General features: G+C 66.4%; 15 protein-coding genes. 8 read left to right on the top strand and 7 right to left on the bottom strand.

What is annotated here, in order from left to right:
- Nucleotides 1-12: 12 nt before the first annotated feature.
- Entirely contained in the window at nucleotides 13-390 is a 378-nt protein-coding gene (locus ACIBCN_RS43290; protein WP_396998554.1) for a response regulator transcription factor, read from the bottom strand.
- A 698-nt stretch (nucleotides 391-1,088) separates the two neighbouring features.
- On the opposite strand from ACIBCN_RS43290, the gene ACIBCN_RS43285 reads away from it, so the two are divergent.
- Nucleotides 1,089-2,036: a LysR family transcriptional regulator gene (locus tag ACIBCN_RS43285; RefSeq protein ID WP_396998553.1), complete on the top strand. Its 948-nt coding sequence runs from the start codon at nucleotides 1,089-1,091 to the stop codon at nucleotides 2,034-2,036.
- Nucleotides 2,037-2,049: 13 nt separating this feature from the next.
- Here ACIBCN_RS43285 and ACIBCN_RS43280 read toward each other — a convergent pair whose 3' ends face one another.
- Together ACIBCN_RS43280 and ACIBCN_RS43275 are read right to left on the bottom strand one after the other, a co-directional pair.
- The gene (locus ACIBCN_RS43280; protein ID WP_396998552.1) at nucleotides 2,050-2,976 is read right to left on the bottom strand and encodes an SDR family NAD(P)-dependent oxidoreductase; all 927 of its coding nucleotides are present in this window, start codon (nucleotides 2,974-2,976) and stop codon (nucleotides 2,050-2,052) included.
- A gap of 25 nt (nucleotides 2,977-3,001) precedes the next feature.
- Complete coding sequence (locus ACIBCN_RS43275; RefSeq protein WP_396998550.1) at nucleotides 3,002-3,799, bottom strand: phytanoyl-CoA dioxygenase family protein; 798 nt, start codon at nucleotides 3,797-3,799, stop codon at nucleotides 3,002-3,004.
- A 232-nt stretch (nucleotides 3,800-4,031) separates the two neighbouring features.
- On the opposite strand from ACIBCN_RS43275, the gene ACIBCN_RS43270 reads away from it, so the two are divergent.
- From ACIBCN_RS43270 to ACIBCN_RS43260, 3 genes are read left to right on the top strand one after another with little or no spacing between them, the layout of a single operon-like run.
- Nucleotides 4,032-5,204 (top strand): cytochrome P450, encoded by a 1,173-nt coding sequence (locus ACIBCN_RS43270; protein WP_396998548.1) that lies wholly within the window; start codon nucleotides 4,032-4,034, stop codon nucleotides 5,202-5,204.
- 5 nt (nucleotides 5,205-5,209) lie between these two features.
- Nucleotides 5,210-5,407, top strand: coding sequence for a ferredoxin (locus tag ACIBCN_RS43265; RefSeq protein ID WP_396998547.1), 198 nt, complete (start codon nucleotides 5,210-5,212; stop codon nucleotides 5,405-5,407).
- A gap of 28 nt (nucleotides 5,408-5,435) precedes the next feature.
- Nucleotides 5,436-6,272: an SAM-dependent methyltransferase gene (locus ACIBCN_RS43260; protein WP_396998546.1), complete on the top strand. Its 837-nt coding sequence runs from the start codon at nucleotides 5,436-5,438 to the stop codon at nucleotides 6,270-6,272.
- A gap of 115 nt (nucleotides 6,273-6,387) precedes the next feature.
- Here ACIBCN_RS43260 and ACIBCN_RS43255 read toward each other — a convergent pair whose 3' ends face one another.
- From ACIBCN_RS43255 to ACIBCN_RS43240, 4 genes are read right to left on the bottom strand one after another with little or no spacing between them, the layout of a single operon-like run.
- On the bottom strand, nucleotides 6,388-7,230 hold the full coding sequence (locus ACIBCN_RS43255) for an SDR family NAD(P)-dependent oxidoreductase (RefSeq protein ID WP_396998544.1): 843 nt from the start codon (nucleotides 7,228-7,230) through the stop codon (nucleotides 6,388-6,390).
- Between the two features lie 37 nt (nucleotides 7,231-7,267).
- Nucleotides 7,268-8,203: an LLM class flavin-dependent oxidoreductase gene (locus tag ACIBCN_RS43250; RefSeq protein WP_396998542.1), complete on the bottom strand. Its 936-nt coding sequence runs from the start codon at nucleotides 8,201-8,203 to the stop codon at nucleotides 7,268-7,270.
- Nucleotides 8,200-9,462 carry an LLM class flavin-dependent oxidoreductase gene (locus ACIBCN_RS43245; RefSeq protein WP_396998540.1) on the bottom strand — a complete coding sequence of 421 codons (1,263 nt, stop codon included), beginning with the start codon at nucleotides 9,460-9,462 and terminating at the stop codon, nucleotides 8,200-8,202. Before ACIBCN_RS43245 ends, ACIBCN_RS43250 begins: the two co-directional genes overlap by 4 nt.
- An 18-nt stretch (nucleotides 9,463-9,480) precedes the next feature.
- Nucleotides 9,481-10,743 carry a cytochrome P450 gene (locus ACIBCN_RS43240; RefSeq protein WP_396998538.1) on the bottom strand — a complete coding sequence of 421 codons (1,263 nt, stop codon included), beginning with the start codon at nucleotides 10,741-10,743 and terminating at the stop codon, nucleotides 9,481-9,483.
- Nucleotides 10,744-11,054: 311 nt separating this feature from the next.
- Between ACIBCN_RS43240 and ACIBCN_RS43235 the strand changes: the two genes are divergently transcribed.
- The 4 genes from ACIBCN_RS43235 to ACIBCN_RS43220 all read left to right on the top strand — a co-directional run.
- Nucleotides 11,055-12,290, top strand: coding sequence for a cytochrome P450 (locus ACIBCN_RS43235; protein WP_396998536.1), 1,236 nt, complete (start codon nucleotides 11,055-11,057; stop codon nucleotides 12,288-12,290).
- A gap of 68 nt (nucleotides 12,291-12,358) precedes the next feature.
- A complete protein-coding gene (locus tag ACIBCN_RS43230; protein ID WP_396998534.1) occupies nucleotides 12,359-13,183 on the top strand; it encodes a methyltransferase domain-containing protein in 825 nt (274 codons plus the stop codon).
- Nucleotides 13,184-13,351: 168 nt separating this feature from the next.
- Nucleotides 13,352-14,398 carry an aldo/keto reductase gene (locus tag ACIBCN_RS43225; protein ID WP_396998533.1) on the top strand — a complete coding sequence of 349 codons (1,047 nt, stop codon included), beginning with the start codon at nucleotides 13,352-13,354 and terminating at the stop codon, nucleotides 14,396-14,398.
- 316 nt (nucleotides 14,399-14,714) lie between these two features.
- Nucleotides 14,715-19,385: beta-ketoacyl synthase N-terminal-like domain-containing protein (locus tag ACIBCN_RS43220; RefSeq protein ID WP_396998532.1), on the top strand; the 4,671-nt coding region annotated here is incomplete at its 3' end.

The following is a 19,385-nucleotide window of genomic DNA, read 5'->3' as shown; positions in this document are numbered from 1 at the left end:
GGCATCTCGCGTTCAGCAGACAGCTGATTCGAGGTGGCTCGCCATAGTCGACGGGTAAGTGCACCCACATCGCCTCCCCACGGTGTGGGTCGCGCCTCGCGCTTGTTGCGCGAGCTGATAGGCGTAGGAGACCAGGCCCGCCTGCAGTCTCGATTCGACGCCCACCTTTGCCATGATGCGCGCTACATGCGCCTTCACCGTGCGTTCGGTGATCTGTAGCTGACCGGCGATAGCTCGGTTGGAGCTACCATTTCCCAACAGCCGGAATACTTGAATTTCCCGAGATGACAGCAATGCCGCACGCGCGGTCTCATCGTCCCATGTCGGAGGAGCGATCTCGATCGAGCAATCGTCTCGATCCGGCTTCCCCTGCTCGAGCTGTTCAGACATCAAATTTCTCCCCTGGCTGCCGCGGGTTCAACTACCCGCCCCGACTTCCGCGTTATCCAAGAGAAACGCGCTATCATTTCTCCTGCGGCAGCTGCCGCCACATAGGCGCTTCGATTTGCTCGAAGGCAGCGGAAAATCATTGTGCCCGCAGAAATATACAATTACGCCTTCTCAGCTCCCGAGTCGTGAACCCCCTTGCCCTCTGCCGATCAACCAGAAACATCCTACCTATCTGCGATAGTAATCGAGCCGGGGAGTTTGTTCCAACTGGAAGTGCGGATCGCCGACAACTCTTCTGCCACAATGAGTTTCACGTTCATCGCCCATCTTCCTTGATGTCTACGACCTGGATACGTTGCGCCACAGGATCATTGCCCCCCCCGGGGAACTAGCGGCATCCATGACTCCGAAGTTGTTATCCACCAACGCCCCTCGCGCACAAGCGACCTCCAAGCAGGACGAACCGCGTCCGATCGAAGGTGACCACCCAGGCGGCGATTGCCGACCGCAGTGGCACTCCTTTGAAGCTGAATGTAGGATTCGCACCTCCTAGGAATGACCGGCCACGACCAGGTTTCGGCCACGACCACGCCTTCTTGTACTGTCGTCCAGGTTCAAACCATTTGACCCGATTGGACGGCCCAAGTCCAACAACCGACAAGTCCGGCCGACACCAGGCTGTTGTGAAAGGAGCGGGGTTGGAACTAGACCTCGGCGCGGTCCGAGCCTTCGTCGTCATCGCCGACCATCAACACTTCGGTGCGGCCGCAGACCAACTGGGACTCACACAGCAGGCGGTCTCCAAACGAATCGCGAAACTGGAAGCCGCGCTTGGCACGACACTGTTCCACCGCTCCCGGCACGGCAGCGGCCTGACCGAGGACGGCGCCGCCTTCCTCCTGTCTGCCCGGTCCCTCATCGCACTAGCCGATCAGGCCACCGCGTCGCTGCGGGGACGCAGCAGGCCGCTGCGGGTCGACGTGCTCGGCACCCGCCTCGCGGCCACCGAGCTGGTCCGGACGTTCCACGAGACCCATCACGACGTGGAGATCGACATCGTGACGTCCCGTGGGCTACGCAGCGGTCGCTCCGCCCTCACCGACGGCACGATCGACGTCGCCTTCGCGCGGATGGTCGGCGCGCTGGACCCCGTCATCGACCACATGCCCGCCTATCTCGAACCCCTGCACATCTTGGTCGGCCCCAAGCACCGCCTCGCCGAGCGGCGCCAGGTCCGCCTCGTCGATCTCGTGGATTCGATCGCCCGGATGCCGGGCAACGAGCCGGGCAGCGAATGGGCGCAGTACTACGACGATCTCACTACGGACTTCGGGCTGACGATCGATACCGGAGGCCCGAACTTCGGCCTGGATCACATGCTCGACGAAATCGCCGAATCATCGGACCGCTACATGTTCTCCGGCGAACGATTGCGCGTGCCTTGGCATCCCGACATCTGCCGGATCCCGATCGTCGAGCCGACACCCGGCTATCCGCACTCCATGCTGTGGCACCGCCGCAATCGGCACCCGGCCCTGCCGCGTCTCATCGAGCACATCACCGCCGACTTCGAACCGTTCGACCCCGATCGGCACTGGCTCCCCCCGGCCGAGATCCGCGCGGGGCGGTGGTCCCGATCCGCTTGACGAACGGCCTGTTTCACGGGGCGAGACCGACCAGTGCCGCGCTCTCCCGCCACAGTCGCTCACAGCGTTCAAGATCGGTTGTATGCAATGCGGTCTCGACTGGGGTGCGGTCCACGTAGAAGCGGCCGGACACGCCTGCCAGCTCGGTCGAGGTGGCCAGCCATACCGGGGTCCGCGCACCGACGTCGGGGCCGGGCAAGGCCGCAGGATCGGACCGGCCGTGCTCCCACTGCCCGACACCGGGTTGCGGGCCGGGCTGGGGCAGAATTCCGGCGCTGTAGGCCTGCATGATGATCGGGCCGAGCCCGGGTGCTTCGCCGCCGAGCCCCGTACCGGCGATCGTGCCGGGGTGACAGACGTTGACGGTGACGTCGGTCCCGGCCAAGCGCCGGGCCAGCGCGTAGGCGAACATCGTGTTCATATTTTTGCTGCGCGCATAGACGTAGTACGGCCACAGACCGGTGTGCGCGCCGAGGCGCTCGGTGTCGAGGCAGGCTATGTCGTCCAGATCGACCGGCTCGTGCGCGAGCAGGACCGGGTCGGAACCGACGACGATCATCCTGGTGCGCTCGACCGCAGCGGCCAACGTGCGCAACAGCAGATACGGTGCCAGATAGTTGATGGTCAGCATCCTCGGCAGACCGCCGGAGGTCATTCGGTCCACGGGCGCCACCACGGCGGCGTTGCTGACCACGACATCCGGCGGCGGCCCGGCCGACAACCGGTCCGCGAGATCGCGTACCTGGTCGAGCTCCGCCAGATCGGCTCGCTCCAGCACGAGTTCGGCGCCGGGAACGGCCGCGCGGATCCGTTGCCGCGCCGCCACGAGCCGAGAAGCGCTGCGACCAACCAGCGTTACCCTCCGATCCGGACCGGCGAGCAGACGCGCGATCGCCTCGCCGATCCCATTCGTCGCCCCGGTCACGACCGCGTGCTGCACTGTGCTCCCTCGAAAATCGATGTGCTCAAGCGAAGTCGGCGACCCGCGGATAGATCTCGTCGGGCGGCAGCTGGCCTGCCTCCAGATCCGCCCACTGGTGCCCCGGGTGCGGCCGGTAGGTCGCCTCGGCATCGGTGTAGGTGGTGATGAATGCGACGCGGTCCGCCGCGGAGGTGTTGCCGCCTGCGGTGTGCCCGGTCCGCCACTGGTGGAACGTGGCGTCGCCCGCGCGCAGCGGGACGGTGACTCGCCGGTCCCAATTCAGCTCGGGATACGTATCGAACAAGTAGGTTTCGGGATTCTCCTGCGCCGCGGTCAGCGGGGCACGGAACGGTTCCGGGCGCCGGTGCGAGCCGGGGATGAACGTCATGCAGCCGCGCTCGACCGGGACGTCGACCAGCGCGATCCAGGCGTTCAGCAACAGTCGTCCCGCCAACGGTGCGAGCGTCAGATCGTCGTGCCAGGTGGTCGGCGCCGCGTCGCCTGGAGACTTGACCAGTGTCTCACCACCCCATACCCGCAACGAGATGCCGGACAGTTGCTCGGCGATCGCGCCGATTCGGGGGTGGCGGGACAGGCCGCGGAGTTCCTCGTTGTTGCGGAACGCGTCCTTGGTGATCCGGACCGCCGTCACCCCGACCTTCATGCCCATGCCAGCCACTACGCCGCTGCGCTCGATTTCCGCCAGCGCCGCCTCCCGGTACCGTGCTACTTCCGCCGGACTGAGCACATTCGGGATATGCGTGAAACCGTCTTCCCGGAACTGCGTGACGTATCGCTCGTCCACCACGCTCGGTCGCGCCTGGCTACTCGTCTCGGTCACGCTAATTCTCCCGTCAATCCTGGGTATCAACAGAATATTTCTAAACGCTCCCGAGGCCCGACGTAAAGTGAACCTTCGTGCATCGCACAAAGGTTTAATGTACGAAGGTTCACTTCAAACGCAGGATCGATGTGCGCGAGACTGCGAATATGTCGACAGCGGTTGCAGAGTTACCAGAGACAGCGCAGTGACGACGCTCGGCGAGAATCAGGCTGCGGTACGCGGCTTTCCGATGCGACGTCAATGTCCGTTCGCCCCGGCAGCGGAATACGCCGAGCTGCGGGACGCGGGGCCACTCGCCCGCGTGCGGCTGCCCAACGGGCGACCGGCCTGGGTGGTGACGCGATACTCCGAGGTGCAGCAGGTACTGGCCAGTCCACACATCAGTACGGACATCACCCGACCCGGGTTTCCCGAGCTGACCTCGGACCCGGATGCCGAGCGCTATCAATTGTTCGAGGGCGAGTTCTTCAACATGGATTCGCCCGAGCACGACATCTACCGGCGAATGCTGATCCCCGAGTTCAGCTTCAAGCGCATCAAGGCGCTGCGTACGGGTGTGCAAACGATGATCGACGAGCTGCTGGACGTCATGCTCGCGAGCGGTCCCCCGGCCGACCTGGCCGAGGCGTTCGCGCTGCCGGTCGCGTCGCTCGGCATCTGCCAACTCCTCGGCGTGCCCTACGAGGACCACAGTTTCTTCCAGTCTCGGGTGCGGACCCGCAAGATCGAGGCGTCCGAGGACATGTTGGCCCCGGTCGCGGAGCTGCGCGCCTACGTCGACGCCGCGATCACCCGGGCCGAGCGCGAGCCAGGGGACAACCTCATCGGCCGACTGGTCGCCCAGCGGGTCGCGACGGGTGAGATCACCCACAACGCGGCCGTCGGCATGGTCCTGCAACTACTGATCGCCGCACACGAGACGACGTCGAACATGATCATGCTCGGCACCCTCACCCTGCTCCGGCACCCCGCGCAGCTCGCCGAGCTGCGCGCCGACCCCACGCTGTGGCCCGCCGCGGTGGACGAACTGCTGCGATACCACTCGGTCGCGGACGGGCCGACCTTCGGCCGTATCGCCGTCGGCGACATTGCGGTCGGTGACCAGGTCATCCGGGCGGGTGACGCCGTCTTCGCGCTGTGCGCCTCGGCCAACCACGACGAGCGGGCCTTCGACCGGGCCGGCGAGTTCGACATCCACCGCGGCTCCGGCCATCACCTGGCTTTCGGGTACGGCGTCCACCAGTGCATCGGCCAGAATCTGGCCAGAGCCTGGCTGGAGACCGCCTACGAGACGCTGTTCCGACGAGTCGGCGCGCTGCGGCTGAACGCGGAGGTCGACGACCTCTCGTTCAAATACGACGCCGCGATCTTCGGCCTAGACGAGTTCCCGGTGACCTGGTAGCACGCATGCGCATCATCGCGGACCAGGACCGCTGCATCGGCGCGGGGCACTGCCTGCGCGCGGCCCCCGACATCTTCGACTCCGGCGACGACGGCCGCGTCGTCGTCGCGAATCCCGAGCCCGATTCCGCGCGCATCGAAACTGTGCGCAGGGTCGTCCGGCTCTGCCCCAACGCCGCCTTGGCACTCCGAGAAGACCTCTGAAAATCCGCAACCGAACGGGAAGACATAAATGACAGTCAGCACCGACGATGTGGCCAGCTTCTACGACGGAACCGACAAGTTCAGTCTGGAAGGCAAGATCGACGAGCTGTGGGGCGCCAATCTGCACTACGGCTACTGGGACAGTCCCAGCGACGAGGACGGCCCCCTCGAGGCGGCAACGGATCGGCTCACCGACCTGATGATCGCGGGCCTGAATGCGCAGCCTGGTCAGCGCGTGCTCGATATCGGTTGCGGCAACGGCAATCCGACGCTGCGCCTGGCACGCGTCCGGGACGTGTCCGTCGTCGGCATCACGATCAGCCGGGTGCAGGCCGAGCAGGGACAGGCTCGGGTCGCCGAGCTCGGCCTCGCCGACCACGCCGAATTCCGATTGGCCGACGCGATGGACATGCCGTTCCCCGACGGCTCCTTCGACGCCGCATGGGCGCTGGAATCGATGCTGCACATGCCCGACCGCGGTCGGGTGCTTGCCGAGGCCGCCCGCGTATTGCGTCCCGGCGGACGACTGGCGATCGCCGACGTTGCCGAGCGCGGACCCGTCAGCCCGGAGGGAGAGGTCGTCCTCGACCACATCCGCACCACCTATAAGATCCACTCGCTCGGCACCGCCGAGGAATACCGCGAGCAGCTGGCTGCGAACAATTTCGTCGATGTCGAGATCACCGATATCACTGACAAGGTCAATCGCACGGGAATCGTGCTCGCAGACGCCGTCGAAAAGAAGCGTGCCGAATTCTTGGTGCATGCGACGGAGCAGGAACTCGACGAGTTCACCGGTTTCATGCGGCGCGCGGCGGCCACACCGGAGAACGGTTATCTGTTCATCACCGCCACTCGCCGCTGACGGTCTACGATCACCGGGTCGCGATATCGACTGCGACCCGGTGATTTCGGTTCGAAACAGTAGGAGGGCGCGGCTTCCGATGGAAGCCGCGCCCTCCTGCTATCTATTCAGCTATCTATTCAGCCGAGTCGACCTTCGGGCCGTACGCGGCGGCTTGAGCGAAGGCGGCGGCGATATCCCGGTGCCGTTGCTCGATCGGGGTGTACCACTCCGAGTGGGTGACGGCGTACAGGTCACCACGCTTTACCGCGCCGACCACGATCGCGCCGACCTCCTCGGGGTCGAGCCAGCGCTGCGACCGGTACTCCTCCTCGGTCATCTCGAAGTCACTCAATCCCCCGCCGGAGTACCGCTCCGGCCGGTTGCGGGTGCTCGAAGCGACGTTCGTTTGCACGGTGGCCGAACACAATACGGTCGTCCCGACCTTCGATCCGTCCTGCTCGAGCTCGCCGGCCAGCGCCTCGGTGAGCGCGACCACCCCGTACTTGCTGACGGCGTACGCCGCCAACGGCGGCTGGGCGAACAGACCGAATATCGACGCGGTGTTCACGATGTGCCCGCCGTCCTCGTTGGCCCGCAAGATCGGCAGAAAAGTCTGCACGCCGTGGATGACGCCGAAGAGATTGACTCCGAGCATCCACTGCCAATCCTCGATCGTGAGGTCAGCGATCCGCCCGATCGGTCCGACCCCGGCGTTGTTGCAGACGACGTGCACGGTGCCGAACCGATCGGTCGCGGCCTTGGCGAGCGCCTGCACGCTGGCCAGATCACTGACGTCGGTAGGGATGCCGACCGCACCGATCTCGGCCGCGGTCCGCGCCAGCACGTCGCGCTCGATATCGGCGATGATCACTTCCATCCCCTCGGCGATGAGTTGCCTGGCGATGCCCTTGCCGATACCGGAGGCGCCGCCGGTGACCACGGCGACCTTCCCGCGGAGATTCGGATATGCGCTCACTGCTGATTCACTCCTGTCCGAGGTGGTCGAGCGGTCGTCATGCCGCGGTCCAGCCGCCGAGGGGACGGCGCAGACCGAGCCGCGCCCGCAAGGTCCCATCCGACGCCCCCGGTGACCGGCGGCGAACGGCGATGGCGATCTCCAACATGTCCGAATACGCCTTCCCCCCCGAATCATGCTGCGCCGCAACCAAACTGAACCCGTTGACGACACCGGACCCGGCCAACCGGATCAGGTGCTCGACGGGTGTTGCCGTGGACCGTTCCAGCAGGATCAGGACGTCGCCGCGCCGTCGACCGGCCGCATGCGCCGATTCGGTCACCGCGTCGGCGATCTCGCGCACCTCGTCGGCCCGGTCGATCGGCACGATGGCGACGTCGGCGACCCGGCCCGCGAGTGCGGCGGCCTCGGCGCTGTCGGCGCGGCGCACCAGCACCGGATGTCCCTGCGGCGGGCGGGCGATGTTGAGTGGCCCCGCCACGTCGAAGTGCTCGCCCTTGTGATCGAGCGTGTGCAGCCGCTCCGGCCGGAAGTAGACACCGGATTCGCGGTCGCGCAGGAACGCGTCGTCGGCGAAGCTGTCCCACAGCCCGCAGACGACCTCGGCGAATTCCTCGGCGCGGGCGAACTGTGCGCCGGACGCGTTCATTTCCCACCCCGCGCGGCCGCCGCTGAGGTAGTCGATCGTCGCCAGCAGCCTGGCCACGTGATAGGGCGCGAGATGGTCGGTCGAGATCGACGGCACCAGGCCGATGCCGTCGGTCGCGGCAGCCAGTGCGGCCGCGAGAGTGCCTGCCTCGAACGCCCCGGGCCCCGCGGGCTGGACGTCTTGGCTGTCATCGAACAACAAGGCATCGATGCCCGCGCGCTGCGCGGCACGAGCCCACTCACCGACGTGGACGAAGGTCGCCCGGCCGTCGCCGCCGCCGCCGCTGCCCGCGGTGGTCAACTGCGCGAAGAGCACCAGGGTCATCGCGCACCGGCCAGCGCCGACTCGGTGAGGCCGAGATTGTCTCGCAGCGTGCCCTCGACATAGGACGTGCGCAGCAGGTTCCGCCGTCGCAGCTCCGGCACGACGTGCTCGACGAAATCGTCCAATGATCCTGGCAGCGAAGGAAAGTCGACCAGGAATCCGTCCGCGGCGCCCTGGGTGAACATGATCTCCATATGATCGGCAAGTTGTTCGGGGGTACCCGCGACGATGTCTCCGGCCGTGCGCACGGACAACTCACGCAGGGTCAGGTTCTCTCTGCGGGCGAGGTCGATCCAACGCTGGGCGGTGCTGCGGGAGTTGTTCGTGACGGGCAGATCCGGCACGGGACCGTCCAGCGGGTACTCGGTCAGGTCCACCTCACCCAATTGGGCCTGCAGCGCACGCAGTGCGACGATGTCCGGCATCAGTTCCTGCAGCTGCCGAAGCCGATCCTTCGCCTCGGCCTCGGTGCTCGCCACGATCGGCTGCAATCCGGGCCAGATCTGGATCGTGTTGGGGCCGCGGCCGTTTCCGGCAGCGCGCGCCTTCAGGTCGGCGTAGAACTCCTGGGCGTCGGACAGTTGGGTATGTCGAGTGAAGATCACCTCGCCGTGCCGGGCCGCGAACGCGCGGCCGACCGGGGACGCGCCTGCCTGAAAGATCACCGGCCGCCCCTGCGGCGAGGGCGCCACGTTGAGCGGACCGGGGACGTCGAAGAACTGTCCGCTATGCCCGATCGGCTGACCGCCCGAGGTCCACAGCAGGTTCGTCACCGAGATGAATTCGTCGGCGCGCGCGTAGCGCAGGTCGTGCTCCATGTGCTCCGGGAAGCCGAAGTTGCGGGATTCCCACGGCGCGGCGGAGGTCACCACGTTCCAGCCCACCCGGCCACCGCTGAGGTGATCGAGGGAAGCGAATTTCCTTGCGAGATCGTAAGGTTCGTTGTAGGTGGTGGTCGCGGTCGCGACGAGCCCGATGTGGTCGGTCGTCGCGGCGTAGGCCGAGAGCAGGGCCAGCGGCTCGAAGTGCTCGTTGCGGGCGGTCCTGCTCAGGTGCTGCACATCGGTGCCCCACAGCGCGACGACATCCGCGACGAAGATGGCGTCGAACACCGCGCGTTCGAGCGCCTGGGCGTTGCGCCGATGGAACGCGAAATCGAGTTGCGCGGCGGCGGGGGTCTGCGGATGGCGCCAAGCCGCGATGTGGCCGCCTGGGCCATCGATACACGCGCCGAGGCGCAGCGTTCTTTGCTGTTTCATGGTTCTCCTCGTCTCGGGTCAGTGCGACAGGATCGGCAGTGCGGCGACGGAGGCCGCTTCCGCGCCGATCCGGGGTCCGGGGGTGAAACGTGCCGGCATCCGCACGAATCCGTTGATCTGTCCGACGGTCGGATACTTCTCGGCCGTGGTGATCCGGTAGTCGGGCATGCGCCGCAACACCTCGCCGATGACGACCTCGAAATCCATTCGGGCGATGTGCCTTCCGATACACCGGTGGATGCCGATGCCGAACGCGGCCTGTTTGCGTGCGTCTCGATCGAGGTCGACGACCTCGGGGTTCGGGAAGACCTGTTCGTCGAGATTCGCTGCGGCCCAGGACAACAGGACTCGCTCGCCCTTGCCGACTGGGCAGCCGCCGATCTCGGTGTCCGCCGTCGCGGTGCGACCGACGCCCATGACCGGGGTGTAGTACCGCAGAAACTCGTCGCAGGCCGCCGGAATCAGCTCCGGCGCATCGATCAGCCGCTGCCGCGCTCTCGGGTTGTGCTCCAGATAGTCCAGGGTGGAGGCGAGCAGCGCCGTCGTGGTGTCGACCCCGCCGGGAATGACCGCGTTGCACACCGCGACGATGTCCTCGTCGGAGATCTTGGCGCCGCCGATCTCGAGCTGGGTCAGGAAGCTGAGCAGATCGTCGGCGGGCTCGGCACGCCGTTGCGGAATCAGCTCCCGCACAGTCTCGATGAGCTGCGCGAAACCGGCCTCGACCCGCGCGAATTCCGGTGTGCCGGGCAGCGTATAGACCAGCGCGTGTACGACGTCGGCGTACAACCGCCAGTCGTCCATCGGCAACCCGACGAGATCGAGCGTAATCAGCGCGGGCACCGGGTTCGACAGATCCATCACGAGATCGATCTCGCCGCGCTCGATATGTTGATCAACACACCACGTGGTGAACTGCTCGATGCGGGGACGCAACCGCCGTGCCGCCTGCGGCGAGAAGTAGGCGGCCAACGCCTTGCGCCACTCCAGAAATTCGGGCGGGTCGATCTCGAGCGGCAGCCCGCGGAACGAGGAAGCGGGCACGACGGTCCCCTGCGGCCTGCCCGGAGTGTTGGGCAGCTCGTGCGCCGAGGAGAACAGCTGCGGCTGGTGCGCGACCTGCGACACCTGCTGGTAGCCGGTCATCAGCCAGAAACCACCGTAGTTCCTGCTGTACGCCACCGGCGTATGGCGATTCAACGCAATGTTTGCGGCCCATGGATCACGGGCGTACTCGGCCGAATGGTGATCGTAGTCGACTTCCGGCACTTTATCGGACATTCTCATCCTCAGATCCGCTGCAGTATCGTGCGTTAATCCGTTCATACCGCACTGAAACCCCAGTGTGAATTGAACCTTGGTACGTACGGTGATCTGCCCAGATCACGATTGATGTCGCATACTGCGTCATCACCGACTGACGGCATCTCCGACGCATGTACCAAAGCACAATTCAAACCAAGGCTTCCGGTATGTAACGATGAGCACCACCAGGTTGGCGTGCCGACGCAAGCGGATGAAATACGCACGATAGGCGAGAGAAAAGAAAGCCGGAAACCCGCTCACCAGATACGAAAAGGACAGCAAGCAATATGGCCATCGATGCGAAAATACACCGATTGGTCGAGAATTTCGACCCGTGGAGCATTGAGCTCGCAAATGACGCTGAGCTGTTCTGGGCAGTAATCAACGGCATCAGAGAGCACGGTCCGGTGCTGTACAGCGAGCGACATGGCGGTTTCTGGGTAATAGCTGGTTACGACGAGGTGTTACGCGCGACAAAAGATTGGAAGACCTTCAGCTCCGCGCAGGGAGCTGCGGTACCCGCCAACCCTGACTTGCCGAAACTGGCACCGATCGAGGTCGACCCGCCCGACCACTCCGATTGGCGCAGGATACTCAACCCGCTCATGTCACATGCCGCGGTTAGTAGGCACGAGTCCGCGATGCGGCGTATCGCGAGTGCACTGATGGACGAGTTCATCGAAGTCGGAGAGTGCGATCTGGTGAAGGACTTCGCTGAGCGTTTCGTGCCGGGCGCGCTCTTCGAGCTCATGCTTGGTGTGCCCGGCGACCAACTGCCGACGACGCACGCCCTGGTTCAGTCGTTCATCTCTTCGGCGGGTCGCAGTAGTCAGCAGGAAGCGTTCACGCAACTCACGATGTGGGCCGAACAATTCCTATTGTGGCGTAAAGAACAACCCGAGCGGGGTGACGTTACCGACGCACTGCTACGAGGAGATGTTCGCGGCGTGCCGCTGACGATGGATCAGATGGTCAGCACGCTGGTAATGTTGGTACTAGCAGGAATGGAAACGACAGCCAGCGGCATCAGCCACATCGCCCAACACCTCGCCTTCGACCCCGAGCTATGCCGAGATCTCGCGTCATCGAAGGCTCAGACCGACCTGGTGATCGATGAAATCATGCGGCGCGAGTCGGTATCGTTCGGACTGGCGCGAGTCACCACCCGCGACGTCGAAATAGGCGGACAACTCATCCCTGAAGGAAGCCGTGTCTTTCTTTTGTGGGCTGCCGCGAATTGGGACCCCAACGTGTTTCCGACGCCAGAAAGAATCGATATCAGGCGACCGCGGAACAAGCACCTAGCGTTCGGCACCGGTCCACACAAATGTATGGGGCAGCACTTCGCGAAACTCTTACTGAAGGTCGCAACTACCGAAATCGCGACACGAATGCCGGACCTTCAACTTCGACCGGGTGCCGCCGCCGAGCACCAGCCGGGCCTGACCCGCGTCACACGTTCATTGCCGGTTCTTTTCCGACCGACGCGGCGACTCGGACACCCGAAGGTGCTGACCAAATAGACGCACGTAACGAATGCCGTAACCGAGCAAATCGAGAGGATCTACCTATGCTCCGGGGAGACAACAGCGTGACTACCGCGAAGGTAGCGCAGTTCTACAACGAGGCGTCCGAGCTGATCAACGCGGACTTGGGTGACGGTCTGCATTTTGGCTATTGGAGGGACCTCCCACCAGACAGTTCCATGGCGGATGCTTCGCTACGTATGACCCAGCTGATGATCGACAAAGTGGGAGTCACCCACGGACAGCGGGTGCTCGACCTCGGCAGCGGGGTCGGAGGTCCTGCCGTAGAGCTCGCCCGTGTCACGGGGGCGGAGGTAGTCGGCGTAGATCTGAGCGAGCGGCATGTGCGCCTCGCTACTGAGCGAGTTCGGTCAGCGCACCTCGCGGATCGGGTAACCTTCCGCCTCGGCGACGCGAGCGACCTACCATTCGAGCCGAACTCGTTCGACGGTGCCTGGATGCTCGAGTCATTCTTCCATATGCCGGATCAAGCAAAGGTTCTTCGGCAGCTCGCTGAGGTATTGCGCCCCGGAGGACGGCTCGTGATCGGCAATCTTGTGCAACGCACGCCACTCAGCGATGACCAGGACGCGGCGCTGGCGGAGCTGTGGAGAGTTGGGCATGTCGCGGCGCTACATCCGCTGTCCAGCTACTCCACACTACTCGGGGACGCCGGACTAGCGCTGGAGGAACTGCTCGACATCTCCGATGACACCATGAAACAAACATTCGACGCGATAAGGGAGATCCACGCGGCGAGGCGGCGCGGCGAGGCACCGCTGCCCAACGCTTCGGCGGAAGTCCAAAATGACCTCGGCTTGGACGGAATGGAGTTATTCGCCGCCAATCCAGAAGTGGGATTTGCCATCATCGTAGCAACAAAACCATGAATATATCGCCAGACCAGGAGAGGGACTATCACCAGTCGTGCTGGTCCTCCAGCCCGTAATGGCGCGAAATTCGGCACCACGTCCAGTCTGTGTGCAGGCTGGGCATTCACACATAGCGTCTGCACATAAAATTGGGATATTGACCACAGGCCAACGAGGAGGCGCTAGATGAGGCACGTTCTACTCGGGGCCAGTGGCGTCGGCACATCGATGTTCGCACTCGGCACCGCGACATTCGGCGATTCCACGGACGAGGCCGAAGCGGGCCGCGCGCTGGATGTGTTCGTGGACTCCGGCGGCCTGCTGATCGACACCGCGGACGGCTATACCGGTGGGCGGGCCGAGGAGATCGTCGGCCGCTGGTTCAGCAGGCAACCCGCCGAGATCCGCGGGCGCGTCCTGATCGCGACCAAGGGCGGCGGGTACACCACCAGCGCCGCGATGAACGGGTGGGGCAACACCCGGCATAACCTCACCCACGCGCTCGACACCTCACTCAGCAAGCTCGGGGTCGACTCCATACCGCTCTACCAGGTGCACGCGTGGGACCCGCTGACTCCCCTGGAGGAGACGCTGTCCTTCCTGGACAACGCTGTGCGCCAAGGCAAGATCCAGTACATCGGGGTGTCCAACTTCACCGGGTGGCAGCTGCAGCAGGCGGTAGACCTGGCGAAGGCGCTCAACCTGATCGGACCGGTGGTGTACCAGGCGCAGTACAGCCTGCTGTGCCGCGAGGTCGAATGGGAAATCATCGCGGCGGGCCTGGCCAACGACCTCGGCCTGCTGGCCTGGTCGCCGCTCTCCGGCGGGTTGCTCACCGGCAAGTACTCCGCACACACCCGCCCCGAGAACTCCCGCTTCGGTGAGCACCTCGACCGCGGGATGATGCACGACAACTATGTCGCGGCCCTCTACAGCGCACACGTCGCCCGGGACCGCACTTGGCAAGTGCTGAAGATCCTGCACGAGATCGCCGACGCGCGGCACGTCACCCCCGCCGGCGTCGCTCTGGCCTGGGTCGCCGCCCGGCCCGGCGTCAGCTGCGTGGTGCTCGGTGCCCGCAACGCCGACCAGGTGGCGAGCAATCTGGCGGCCCGCGATCTCACCCTCGACGACGACGAGGTCGTGCGGTTGACCGAGGCCAGCGATCCGTGCCCGAGCGGCTACCCCTACGGCGACTTCGGCGCCGCCCTTCGGTCCCGGCTGCTGCGGTGACGCACCCGTCGGAATTCTTGGTGTATTGAACCTTCAGACAATGTAATTGGACCTTTGTACACAGCCCATTTTGCGTGTACAAAGGTCCAATTTACCGACGGGTCCGTTTTCAGTAGAAATTATTAGAACGAGATAACTCTCACCGGTCCGCCGGCACCGGTCAATTGACCACGGGCATTCGATACGAAACATCGTGTCGAATCTCCGTTTTCGTCTCCGGCACGGGTAATTCGTCGTTGATTACACCGCCGCGCCGCTGACCGCGAGACGACCCGATCGGTCTCCAGTGAACACGAACCCACGAAGGGGGAAGTAGATGCCGCTGCGTATCGACGGTGACATCGCGGTGGTCGGCATCGCCTGCCGGTTTCCCGGCGCGGCGAACCCGGCGGCGTTGTGGTCGCTGCTGACGTCCGGAACCGCTGTCGACGCACCGGTCCCGGACGGGCGCTGGGCATCCGACGCGCTGGCGGGCGTGTCCGAGAGCGAGACCGCCATCATCCGGCGCGGCGCCTTCCTCGACGATGTCGCGGGGTTCGATGCCGAGTTCTTCCGCGTGCCGCCCGCGGAGGCCGCGATGATGGACCCGCAGCAGCGGCTGATGTTGGAGCTGAGCTGGGAAGCGCTGGAGAACGCCGGGATCACGGATCGATCGGTGTCGGGCACCCGCGCCGGAGTGTTCATCGGCGTCGCCGGGGACGACTACACCACACTCGTGCGCGGCCGAGGCGCCGACGCGATCACCCCGTACACCTTCACCGGGTCCCAGCGCTCCATCGTTGCCAATCGCGTGTCGTACTTCTTGAAGGCGAAGGGCCCCAGCCTCATCGTCGACGCCGGACAGGCCTCATCGCTGGTCGCCGTGCACCTCGCAGCCGAGAGCCTGCGCCGCGGCGAGTGTCCCATCGCCATCGCCGGTGGCGTCAACCTGCGGCTCACCCCGCATCACGCCCTCGCCGCGCACCGGATCGGGGCGTTGTCCCCGGACGGGCGGTGCCACGTATTCGACGCGCGCGCCAATGGTTTCGCCCAGGGTGAGGGCGGCGGTGCCGTCGTGCTGAAGCCGCTGGCCGCGGCACTCGCCGACGGCGACGACATCTACTGCGTCATCCGCGGCAGCGCCGTGACCAATGACGGTGGTGGCGATCACCTTTCGACGCCGACCGTCGAGGGTCAGGCCGAGGCGATCCGGGCCGCCTACAGGCTGGCGGACATCGCCCCTGCCACGGTCGCCCACCTGGAGCTGCACGGAACCGGCACCGCGGCCGGTGATCCGGTCGAGGCCGCCGCGCTCGGCGCGGTGATCGGCGCGGCGCGCGCGGCGGGCGATCCGCTGCGGGTCGGGTCGATCAAATCGAACATCGGTCACCTCGAGGCCGCGGCGGGCATCGCCGGTTTCATCAAGGCCGCGCTGTGTGTGCGCGCGGGAACACTCGTCCCTACCGCGGACTTCCGCACACCCAACCCGGCGATCCCGCTCGATGAGCTGAATCTGCGGGTCCAGACGGCCGCCGAGCCCATGCCGGATGCCGCGGCGGTGTTCGGGGTGAGTTCCTTCGGCATCGGTGGAACCAATTGCCACGTCGCGGTTTCCGCGCCGCCGTCGGTGTCGGCGCGCCGGGCGGACAGCTCGGTCGCCGCGCCGACACCGGTGCCACTGGTGCTGTCCGCCGCCAGCGCGGCGGCCCTGCGGGCGCAGGCGGCCCGGCTCGCCGCCGCGCTAGCGGACGGTTCGGACCTGCTCGACGCCGGCTGGTCGCTGATCACTACCCGCTCGCGGTTCGAGCACCGCGCCGTGGTGCTCGCGCCAGCGCGCGATGCCGTCGGCGCGGCGCTCGATGGACTCACCGCCGTAGCGTCGAGCGAGCCTGCGGCGTCGGTGTCGGTCGGACGGGCGGTCGGTGCGGCCGATCCGGTATTCGTCTTTCCCGGCCAAGGCTCGCAGTGGGTCGGCATGGCGGCCGAATTGCTGGACTCCACAGCGGTATTCGCCGAATCGATCGACCGGTGCGCGAACGCACTTGCGCCGTTCGTGGACTGGTCGCTCACCGATGTGCTGCGCGGCGCGGGGCCCGCCGCGTCGCTGGACCGGGTCGACGTGGTGCAGCCCGCGCTGTGGGCGGTGATGATCGCGCTGTCGGACGTGTGGCGATCGCTCGGCGTGCGCCCGGCGGCCGTCATCGGTCACTCGCAGGGTGAGATCGCCGCCGCGTGCGTGGCGGGCATCCTCTCCCTCGCCGATGGGGCCCGGGTAGTCGCATTGCGCAGCCGGATCATCGCCGCGCACCTCGCGGGCCGGGGTGGCATGGCGACGGTCGCGCTGCCCGCCGACGAGCTGCGCGAGCTCCTCGCCGAATTCCCCGAGGTCGGTCTCGCCGCGCTCAACGGGCCGCGGTCGGTCGTGGTCAGCGGCCCGTCCGAGCCGCTGGAACGACTGCTCGAACTGCTGGAGAGCCGCGCGGTCCGGGTGCGACGAGTGCCTGTCGACTACGCCTCGCATTCGGCCTACGTCGACGCCGTCACCGACGAATTGCTCGATGCCCTCGGGCCGATCATGCCGCGGGCCGGAGATATCCCCTTCCACTCCACCGTCACTGGCGGCGAGCTCGACGGCACCGAGCTGACCGCGGCGTACTGGTCCCGCAACCTGCGCGAGACGGTCCTGTTCGAACCCGTCGTCGCGGCGTTGCTGCGGCGGCACGCGGCGTTCATCGAGCCGAGCCCGCATCCGGTGCTCACGGTCCGCGTGCAGGAGACGGCCGCGGCGGCCGCGGTGCCCGCCGTGGCGATCGGGACACTGCGGCGCAACGAGGGCACCCGCACACAGATGTTGAGCTCGGCCGCCGAGGCCTGGACCGCCGGGGTCGCGGTCGACTGGACCGCGGTGCTCGACGGCGCCGGCATGCGCCGAGTTCCGTTGCCTGTTTACCCATTCCAGCGCAGGCGCCACTGGTTCGACACCGTCGACGCGGCGGTGGCGGCGGATATGTCGGCACTGACGCTGCGCCTGCGGGAGGCGGGAACCGACAAGCTGCACGATGTCCTGCTCGATATGGTGCGCAGGCACACTGCGGTCGCGCTCGGCCTCGGTGCGCCCGGTGCGGTCGAGGACACAACGCCGTTCCGGTCGCAGGGGTTGACCTCCATCGTCGGTGCCACGCTGTGCGCCGACCTGGCCAGGGCGACCGGGGTCGACCTGCCACCGACAGCGGTCTTCGACTATCCGACACCACTCGCCCTGGCCGTCAATCTGGAAGAGCGCGTGCAGGGCACCGCCGCGGCGATCCCGGCGGTGCCGGCCAGGCCGGCTGCCCACGACGACGATCCGGTGGTCATAGTCGGCATGGCCTGCCGCTATCCGGGCGGGGTGTCCTCGCCGGAGGAGCTGTGGCGGCTGGTCGCCACCGAGCGTGACGTGATCGGCGACTTCCCCGCGGACCGTGGCTGGGATCTCGGCGGCGTCGGCGCCTCGGTGACCTCCCGCGGCGGATTCCTCTATGACGCGGCCGAATTCGACGCGGCGTTCTTCGGCATCTCCCCGCGCGAGGCGCTCGCCATGGACCCGCAGCAGCGGCTACTGCTCGAAACCGCCTGGGAGGCACTCGAACGCACCGGCATCAACCCACAGACGTTGCGCGGCAGCGACACCGGTGTGTTCATCGGTGCGATGGCGCAGGATTACGGTCCGCGCCTGCACGAGCCGTCGGGCGGCACCGACGGCTACCGGCTGACGGGCAGCACCGGCAGCGTGGCCTCGGGCCGGGTGGCCTACGCGCTCGGTCTGGAAGGGCCTGCCGTCACCGTCGACACGGCATGCTCGTCGTCGCTGGTCGCCCTGCACCTCGCCGCAGCGGCGGTGCGGCGCGGTGACTGCTCGATGGCCCTGGCCGGTGGCGTGACCGTCATGTCCTCGCCCGGCGTGTTCGTCGAGTTCAGCACGCAGGGCGGATTGGCGCCGGATGGTCGCTGTAAAGCGTTCTCCGACAGCGCCGACGGCACCGGCTGGGCCGAGGGCGTCGGGCTGCTTCTCGTCGAACGCCTTTCCGCTGCCCGGCGCAACAACCACCAGGTCCTCGCGGTCGTGCGCGGCTCGGCGATCAATCAAGACGGTGCCTCCAACGGGCTCACCGCACCCAATGGCCCGTCGCAGCAACGGGTTATCCGGCAGGCACTCGCCGATGCCGGGCTGCGAGCCGCCGACGTGGACGCCGTCGAAGCGCACGGCACCGGCACGCGACTCGGCGACCCGATCGAGGCCCAAGCGTTGCTCGCCGCCTACGGCACCGACCGCGATCAGCCGCTGTGGCTCGGCTCGATCAAGTCCAATATCGGTCACAGCCAGGCCGCGGCCGGTGTCGCCGGTGTCATCAAGATGGTCATGGCCATGCGGCACGGCGTGTTGCCCCGCACCCTGCACATCGACGGGCCGACCACCCACGTCGACTGGTCCGCGGGCGCGGTCCGGCTGCTGACCGAGCAGCAGCCATGGCCCGAACGCCATCGGCCGCGGCGCGCCGGAGTCTCGTCCTTCGGCATCAGCGGCACCAATGCCCATGTGGTGCTGGAAGAGTCGCCCGCCGACGCCGAGGTCCCCATGGCCGATCCACGGGACGGCACAAGAGACTGCGAGTTCGACGGGCCGTGGCTGCTATCGGCTGTCGACGATGCCGCGGTGCGCGCCCAGGCACGGCGGCTCGGCGAATTTCTGCAGGAGGCGGCACCTGATCCGCTCGCGGTCGGTGCCACGCTCGCCACCGCGCGTCCCGCCTTCAATGTGCGCGCCGCCGTTTTCGGCGCGAACGTCACCGAGCGCGCCGAGGCGTTAGCCGCGCTGAGCGCGGGTCGACCGCACCCGGGGCTCGTGCACGGTGCGGCGGCGGCTGCCGGTGACGTCGTTTTCGTCTTCCCGGGCCAGGGTTCACAGTGGGCGGGCATGGGTGCCGAACTACTCGACAGCTCACCGGTATTCGCCGAATCCATCGAACGC

The organism is Nocardia sp. NPDC051052, assembly GCF_044456045.1.
Taxonomy (GTDB): Bacteria; Actinomycetota; Actinomycetes; order Mycobacteriales; family Mycobacteriaceae; genus Nocardia.
The sequence above is the reverse complement of the archived record's forward strand: the minus strand, read 5'-3'. Positions and strand labels throughout refer to the sequence as shown.